The sequence below is a fragment of the Geomicrobium sp. JSM 1781026 genome (genome assembly GCF_041949955.1).
GTDB lineage: Bacteria > Bacillota > Bacilli > Bacillales > Marinococcaceae > Geomicrobium_A.
Genome location: NZ_JBHFQF010000002.1, coordinates 478,798 through 486,770 on the forward strand (window position 1 = coordinate 478,798; position 7,973 = coordinate 486,770).

The following is a 7,973-nucleotide window of genomic DNA, read 5'->3' on the forward strand; positions in this document are numbered from 1 at the left end:
TATTCAATTATTCATGTGGTTTTATTATAAACGAAACGGTTAAGTGTCGTCGCAGTGAAATAGGTGGAATAAAATCAACCTAGCATTAATATACAGAATACTATAAAATGTATATTACAATATGAAAATATAAAGTGTGGGCGATCAATGAACAGCATCTGGGAACAACTTTATTCAAAGAATGGATTTGCCGCTAAACAAATTGCAAAGAAACTTGTTCATTTGGAAGTAGGAGACCGCATTCCGAGGGTTACCGATCTGGTAGCAGAGTTTTCAATGGGCAGGGGCACCGTTCAAGGAGCGCTGCGTTTGTTAGAAAATATCCGTGCGGTTGGGTTTGAAGCGAGGGGACATTTAGGTACATATGTCGTCCAAAAAGATATGCCGAAGTTGCTCGAGGTAGCAGGTATCGGTCCGCTTGTCGGTGTCATGCCTTTGCCGTACTCAAGAAAGTACGAAGGTTTGGCAACAGGGTTGATCGCAGCGTTTGATGAACAGAATGTTCGAACCAATCTTGCGTATATGCGCGGGGCGTTCCAACGTATGGAAGCCTTGAAGTCCGGCAGATATGATTTTGCCATTATGTCTCGTATGGCTGCTGAGCAGATGGTGGGTGAAGATGCTTCGTTGAACATGTCTGTTTTGTTTGGTCAAGGAAGCTACGTGTCAGGCCATGAAGTCTTTTTGCACGATCCGAGCAAGAAACAGATTGAAGCGGGCATGAGGGTAGGGATTGACTATTCGTCACCAGATCAATTTGTTCTTACCGAGCATGAGTGTGCAGGAATTGACGTGACGTATTATGAAGCCAATTATATGCAACTTTTTGAATTACTTCGTGAAGGAGTGATTGATGCAGCAATTTGGAACCAAGATGAATTGCGTCTTGAGCCTAGTGTCCACAGGATGCCTTTTCAAACAACAGAAGCTGGGAAGTTAGCGAATCGCATTAGCGAAGCGGTTCTTGTCGTTGATGGAACGAATGAAGAGGTGGAAAAGAGAGTCGGTCAATTAGTTGCATTGCGGGTACAACAAGTACAGCTTGAAGTAGAAAAGGGTAGCCGGCATCCTCGATATTAATTTATGATTAATATACAAAATACTGTACATTGAACAAAACGAAAGGAGAGACGTCATGAGTATTCAAGAACGATTGGAACTTCTTCTAAATGGAGATGTGATTAGCCAAAAGGCGGCGAGCATTACGTCTAAAGCCGCAGATCGCTTACCGAAGAACGCATCTACGGATCACGTCACGATGCTTGTCACGCATCTGGCAACTGCATTGACCCGCATGGAGCGCGGGGAGGAGCTGGATAAGCCAGCGCCTGCATTGGTTAAAGAAGTAGAAGCAATGAGTATAAAACCGGAAATACAAAACGAACTGGTGTGGATTGAAGAACAAGTAGGTAGTAATTTGCCTGAAGAGGAACGCATTTTTCTTAAAATTCATTATGCAACACTATTCAATCAATAGGAGGCGTTACGAATGAAAGTAGTGATTGGTGGACAAGTGGACAAGAAAGAAGTAGAAGCGCTCGTCAAAGAGTTTGGCGGGGATGTAGAAACGGTTGTTAAGTCAGATGTAGAGGCGGCAATGGCAGTGAAGTCGGGTGCTGCAGACTACTACGTTGGGGCGTGTGCAACAGGTGGTGGGGGTGCCTTAGCGATGGCGAGAGCCATTTTAGGTGGTCCGCAATGTGAGACGGTATCAATGCCTGGACGAAAACCGAATGAACAGAAGATTCAAGAAGCGGTGAATGCAGGGAAAAAGGCGTTTGGATTCACTGCGGATCATAAGCGGGATGCTGTTCAGATGATTATGAACGCTTTACAAGCAAAATCATGCTAAAGGAGGGTCATTACAATGGGGATGGATATGATTATCATCATATTGATTGGTGCACTCGGTGCACTTCTTTCCAATCGTAATATTGCGGTCTTTAACGATGGGTTGCGTCCAATCGTCTCTGAGCATATTGAAGGGACGATGAGTCGACGTGACCTTGGGTTAACTGCTTTTGCGATGAGTTTTGGGCTCGTGATTGGCTTTGGAATTCCATTTACGTTAGCGGCGAGTATTATCCTCGTTCATGCCATCTTTCTAGGAACCGATATTATCGGTCTGATGACACCGAAAAACCGATGGGGCACTGCTGTGGCAGCTGCCGTCGGGGGTGCATATGGAGCAGGGATTCTTATTGGGCTTGAAGCATTTGTACAACTGTTCGAATACTTACCTGTGAATTTCCTTGAACCGCTTGAGCAGGTCGGAAACCCGGTCGTTGTTGCGTTCATGGTATTCCCAGCCTTAGCGGTTGCGTTCCAATTTGGCATTAAAAAAGGTATCGTGACCTTTGCGGTTGCAGCGATTGTCAGACAACTTGCTGTTTGGCTTAATGAAAACGAGCTTATTGCCTTTGGAGATTCGGTCGTCGCTTTGAACCAGGAAGGGATGGCGCTTATTGCCGGGATGGCCTTCCTGCTCGTCTTTGCGATGAAAGAAAAGCCAGAAGAAGGTGGTTCTGGCATTGATTTGGCGAGTGTCTTTAGCGAAAAAGTAAAACGCATAAAACAACATGTTATTTATTTCATGATTATTGGTGGACTCATCGCAGCTGCGACGAACATGTGGTTAATGGCAGGGGACCCCATTTCACTAAGTGTCCTTGCTGAAGGAAATCAAACAGATGCCGGAATAGCGGCGGCAGCTCGAGCACTAGGGTTTATTCCACTTGTTGCGAGTACTGCCATTGTGACTGGGGTGTACAGTCCAGTTGGATTTACGCTCGTGTTCGTTGTTGGGTTGTTCGCACCGAATGTATGGGTGGCGGCGGTTATTGGTGCACTCGTTATTATGGGTGAAGTATTCTTACTCAATGCGATCGCCCGCTTTATGGATAAATATCCGGGCATCCGTAATTCTGGAGAGAATATCCGTTCAGCGATGACGAAAGTGTTAGAAGTGGCGCTTCTCATTGGTGGTGCGAATGCCGCGAATGCCATTATGCCAGGCTTTGGTTTCTTCTTTATTGCCGGCTTGTACTTGTTGAATGAAGCCGGAGGTAGACCGATCGTCGGCATGGCCATTGGACCCATTGGTGCGATTGCCATCGGTATACTTGCAAACATTTTCGCAGTCATTGGGCTGATGTAAAGGAGGCGATGAACGTTGATCCAAACGGTGACAGGGCGAATTACGCCAGAAGAATTAGGGGTTTGTGCAGCGCACGAACACTTGACAATTGATTTATCGAGGATGAAAAAAGACCCGGATACTTGCTTGGATGATCCGGACGGGATGGTCAAAGAGTTAATCGCCTTTCGTGAGGCAGGCGGAGAATCAATGGTAGAAGTAACCAATGATGGCATGGGGCGGAATACGCCCCTGCTTGCCGACTTGAGCCGAGAAACTGGTGTAAAGATTATTGCGAGCACAGGCTTTTATAAAGATCCTTATCTACCGGAATTTACGGCAGGATGGGGGGCAAAACAGTTTGCCAGTCACATCGTTTCGGAAATTCGTACAGGTATTGACGGTGTTTTTCCGGGCGTCATTGGTGAAGTCGGTACGAGTCATGAGGAAATGAAGCCGATCGAAGAGCAACTCCTACGAGGAGCTGGGATGGCTGCCATCGAGACAGGTTTACCTGTAACGACACATACAACACTCGGAACGCTTGCACGAGAGCAGATCGATTTGTTTGATCAGATTGGCGTGCCGATGTCCCAAGTCATCATCGGTCATCAAGATTTGAATACAGATTTTTTATCCGTTCTTTATGCGGTACAGGCGGGTGCATATGTGGCTTTTGATACGATTGGAAAGACGAATTATCGTCCAGACGAAGACCGTCTCGACAGCCTTCTTGAATTGTTAGATCAAGGGTTTGGGTCGCAAGTGTTGCTTTCAGCAGACCTTACGAGAAAATCACATTGGAAGAAGTATGGTGGACCCGGGTACGGGCTTGTACTTGAAGGTTTTGTTCCCCGCTTATTGTCCGCAGGACTTACAAACGAGGAAATAAGAAATTTATTTGTCGACAATCCTGCTTCCGCTTTTTCTATAAAGGAGTCGTGACGGATGTCATCTATTTTACGAACGCTTAGTATCGAAGAAGCAAAAGATATGCAATTTCGTTTGGTCGAAACGATGAGTCGCCATTTTAACGGAGAGACGATTTTTCAAGGCGGCGATCGGGGCGTACACCCGAAGTTCAAGCGACCAAAGACAACCGTACAAGTGGAAAGCATGTTAGCTGACTTCTTTCAAAGTCAGTCGGCGGCACTCGTCCGTGGGTCAGGGACAGGCGCCATTCGGACAATTTTGGCGGCGCTTTTAAACCCGGGGGATACGATTTTCGTCCATGATGCACCGATGTACACAACGACGAAAGAAACCTTTCGTATGTTAGGCTTTCACGCGGTTGTTGTTGATTTTCACGATACAGAGAAGCTGAAGACGGTACTAAGGAATCAAGAAGCGCAGTTGTTTTATATACAACATGCTCGTCAACAACCAGAAGATACGTATGACTTAGAAAGGGTCATTCAAACCGTGCGAGAAGTGTCTCCCAATTTGCCAATTGTTACGGATGATAATTATTGTTCCTTGAAAGTTCCTGCCATTGGTGTGGAGCTTGGCGCTGATTATTCAACGTTTTCTGGTTTTAAAGTGCTCGGACCTGAAGGGATTGGTGTGATCGTCGGAAAGCGTGAAGGAATCGATGTCGTTCATGAACGGAATTACTCGGGTGGAGGGCAAGTCCAAGGGCCTGAAGCGCTTGACTTGATGCGAATGATGACGTTTGCCCCTGTGTCACTTGCGGTACAGAACGAGCAAGTCGAAGCGTTGCACAAACAACTAAATGATGGGGTAATTCCTGAGGTGAGGGCGGCGTACATGACGAATGCGCAATCGAAAAACGTCATTGTTGAATTAAAGGCCCCCATCGCCAAACGAGTGATCGAGCGTAGTGGGGTGCATGGCGCAGCTGTCTACCCTGTCGGTGCTGAATCTCGATATGAAATTTTGCCTATGGTTTACCGGGTATCCGGCAGTTTTATTGCCTCTCACCCCGAATTGGCAGATTACGGTTTGCGCATCAATCCGATGAAATCTCACGCACAACATATTTTAGATATCCTGCGTCGTGCGCTAGATGATGTCCAGGAGGAATAGCTCATGTTTCTCGAAGCGACAAAAAAAAGAAACCCAAATCTTATTCATTCAGCTGTAGATCTTCACCAAGCGGCAGATATTCCACCGAACACGTATGTAATTGATATGGATACGGTTGCCGCGAATACGCGAGCTCTTGCTGAAAAGGCACGAGAGCATGATTTCTCATTATACTTTATGACAAAGCAGCTCGGGCGTATTCCTAAGCTTGCACAATGGATTGCCAATCACGGCATTCAAAAAGCGGTCGCCGTGGAATGGAACGAAGCCAGCCGGCTACACGAGAGCGGAATCGCCGTCGGTCACGCCGGACATCTCGTTCAACCAGGCAAGCATCAATGGCCGGACCTTTTGAAGATGAACCTGGAAGTGGTCACCGTTTTTTCGGCAGCTCGTGCCGCGCAAGTGTCAGCGGCAGCCGTATCTCTTGGCATCGTGCAACCTGTATTGTTGCGCGTCATTGAGCGCGGAGACCGTGTTTACCCATCTCAAGAAGGCGGGTTTCAGTTGGCGCACTTAGCTGAACAATTGCCACAACTTCTCGCACTACCTGGCATTCGTATCGAAGGGGTCACATCGTTCCCTGCTCTTGAATTAAAAGAGAATCAACAACTGGTGCCGACGACGAATGTTCATACGTTGCATCGCGCGGTGGCGTTATTGCAAGACGAAGGCATTGATGTCAGGCAGGTGAATGCACCGAGTGCCACGAGTTGTGAGACGATCCCGATGCTCAAAGAATTAGGGGTGACACACGGTGAGCCAGGCCATGCGTTGACCGGAACGACGCCGTCCCATGCGGTGAACTTTCAGCTGGAAGAAAAACCAAGCATTGTTTATGTGAGCGAAGTATCCCACGACCACTATGTCATTGGGGGAGGGTTCTACGAGCGCGGCAATATTGAAAGCGCATGTGTAGGGACGGCGAGCCGTGACTTACGAACCGTACGGGCGAAGCAACCGAAGATTGGGTATATCGATTATTACGGCTCTCTAGATGAAAACGAAGACTATGCCCCTGGGGAAAGCGTCGTGTATGCTTTCCGAACGCAAATCTTCGTGACCCGTGCAAATGTTGCTCTCGTGAGCGGGATCCAAGCAGGCAAACCAAAAATTGTCCATTTTGAAAGGAGGTATTAGACGTGGCGAAAGCAACGTTGCTCGTGTTGGACGGGTTTGGTGTCGGTGCGATGGAGGATTCACCAGATTCAGGTGCGAATACGTGCAAGCACGTCGGTGCTCAGCTACCTGCTTTACATCGGTTGGGGCTAACCGCTGTTACGGAAGGGAAGCCGAGTAAAGTGGCCGCCTACGGGCAATCGGCATTGGCTCATTGGGGTGCTGATACGTATATGGGGCATCAAGAGTTGGTCGGGACGATCCCGAAACGCCCGCAACAAAGACTGATGAAGGATGTTCATCAAACGATTGCCACAGCACTTACAAGAGCCGGTTACGATGTCCGGTATCCGTGGGACGATTGCCCAATTCTGCTCGTTGAACAATTCGTGTTGATCGGTGACAACCTAGAATCAGCATATGGCAACATCATTAACGTAACTGCAGATCTACAGCAAATTTCGTTTGAAAAGGTAAGAAATATTGGTCGATGCGTTCGTGAATCGGTGGATGTGAGTCGGGTCATCGCCTTTGGAGGACCGAACACGTCGATTGAGCGTATTCTGTCTGTCGTGAAAGAAAACGAACCTGGGCAATGGGGCGTAGACACACCCAAATCCGGTGTTTATGGAGAAGGGTACGAAGTTTATCATATGGGATATGGCGTAAATATGGCCGGACAATTTCAGTCCATTGCCGAAAAGCAACAACTTCCCGTGTTTCGTATCGGAAAAACCGCAGACGTTTTGCACGGTGGTGGGTACGCCAACCCTGTTGTGGATACGAGCAACGTACTACAAACATTAGTTGAGCAATATGAGAAGGCACATACTGATGCTGCCTTCCTTGTGAATGTCCAAGAAACGGACCTCGCAGGTCACGCCGAAGATGTTCAGTGGTATCGGAGTGTACTCGAGACGGTCGATCAGTGGTTAGAAAGTTTCCTTGACCTCATGAACTCTGATGATATTTTAATCATTACCGCTGATCACGGCAATGACCCAACGATTGGGCATTCCCGCCATACCCGCGAATATACACCTATCCTCGTCATCGGTGAACAAATTTCTCCGGTCTCTATCGGCACTCGCACAACGATGGCCGACATTGGCGCCACACTTGCTGAGTACTTTCATTTACAAGCGACCGAATCTGGTAGCAGCTTTTTAGGGGAGATTATAAAACATACAAATAACATGGAATGAGGTGCAGGATTTCCGCCGTTTTTGCAAGGCCTGAGAACCGGTCGACGTGCTCCAAGGATGAGCAATTGTATTTACAAAATGGTTGAATTGGAAACAAAATCACTCATCAATGAACGGTTTGGCCTCATTATAATTCCAATCGATGGACTTCTCGTTGCATACAGCCGTTTATGGAAGCCGGTCGTGAGACCTACACTCGTTTTTTGGAATTTCTAGGAGGTTGGCGATCTATATAGAATGAACTAAACATTTTCCTCGTTGCGTAGTCTGTTGTTGCTTTCCACTTCAGGCGGATGCTTGTACTCCAGAGCATAAGTGCAACAACGGTGGTCAAAAAACGGGTGCTGCACCCCAAAAGTTAGAGCTAAAACTAACGTTTGGGGTGTTCCTATGACTAAATATAGTGATGATTTAAAAGCGCGTGTCGTCCGAGAGTATCTAGAAGGCGTCGACGGATATAAACCTTT

General features: G+C 47.3%; 9 protein-coding genes. All 9 read left to right on the top strand.

Annotation, left to right across the window (positions count from 1 at the left end; genetic code table 11):
* Window positions 1-147: 147 nt before the first annotated feature.
* The 9 genes from yhfZ to ACE1TF_RS05325 are packed head-to-tail and all read left to right on the top strand — an operon-like array spanning window position 148 to window position 7,722.
* The gene (gene yhfZ, locus ACE1TF_RS05285; protein ID WP_375014901.1) at window positions 148-1,080 is read left to right on the top strand and encodes a GntR family transcriptional regulator YhfZ; all 933 of its coding nucleotides are present in this window, start codon (window positions 148-150) and stop codon (window positions 1,078-1,080) included.
* A 55-nt stretch (window positions 1,081-1,135) separates the two neighbouring features.
* Window positions 1,136-1,477 (top strand): PRD domain-containing protein, encoded by a 342-nt coding sequence (locus ACE1TF_RS05290; protein ID WP_042403889.1) that lies wholly within the window; start codon window positions 1,136-1,138, stop codon window positions 1,475-1,477.
* 12 nt (window positions 1,478-1,489) lie between these two features.
* Window positions 1,490-1,852, top strand: coding sequence for a DUF2620 family protein (locus ACE1TF_RS05295; RefSeq protein ID WP_042403890.1), 363 nt, complete (start codon window positions 1,490-1,492; stop codon window positions 1,850-1,852).
* 15 nt (window positions 1,853-1,867) lie between these two features.
* Window positions 1,868-3,157, top strand: coding sequence for a YhfT family protein (locus ACE1TF_RS05300; protein ID WP_375014903.1), 1,290 nt, complete (start codon window positions 1,868-1,870; stop codon window positions 3,155-3,157).
* A 15-nt stretch (window positions 3,158-3,172) separates the two neighbouring features.
* Complete coding sequence (locus ACE1TF_RS05305) at window positions 3,173-4,081, top strand: phosphotriesterase family protein (protein WP_042403892.1); 909 nt, start codon at window positions 3,173-3,175, stop codon at window positions 4,079-4,081.
* 3 nt (window positions 4,082-4,084) lie between these two features.
* The gene (locus tag ACE1TF_RS05310; protein WP_375014905.1) at window positions 4,085-5,182 is read left to right on the top strand and encodes an aminotransferase class V-fold PLP-dependent enzyme; all 1,098 of its coding nucleotides are present in this window, start codon (window positions 4,085-4,087) and stop codon (window positions 5,180-5,182) included.
* A 3-nt stretch (window positions 5,183-5,185) separates the two neighbouring features.
* Window positions 5,186-6,322: an alanine racemase gene (locus tag ACE1TF_RS05315; RefSeq protein WP_375014907.1), complete on the top strand. Its 1,137-nt coding sequence runs from the start codon at window positions 5,186-5,188 to the stop codon at window positions 6,320-6,322.
* A gap of 2 nt (window positions 6,323-6,324) precedes the next feature.
* The gene (locus ACE1TF_RS05320) at window positions 6,325-7,506 is read left to right on the top strand and encodes a phosphopentomutase (RefSeq protein ID WP_375014909.1); all 1,182 of its coding nucleotides are present in this window, start codon (window positions 6,325-6,327) and stop codon (window positions 7,504-7,506) included.
* Between the two features lie 57 nt (window positions 7,507-7,563).
* Window positions 7,564-7,722: a hypothetical protein gene (locus tag ACE1TF_RS05325; protein ID WP_375014911.1), complete on the top strand. Its 159-nt coding sequence runs from the start codon at window positions 7,564-7,566 to the stop codon at window positions 7,720-7,722.
* The last annotated feature ends 251 nt before the right edge of the window (window positions 7,723-7,973 follow it).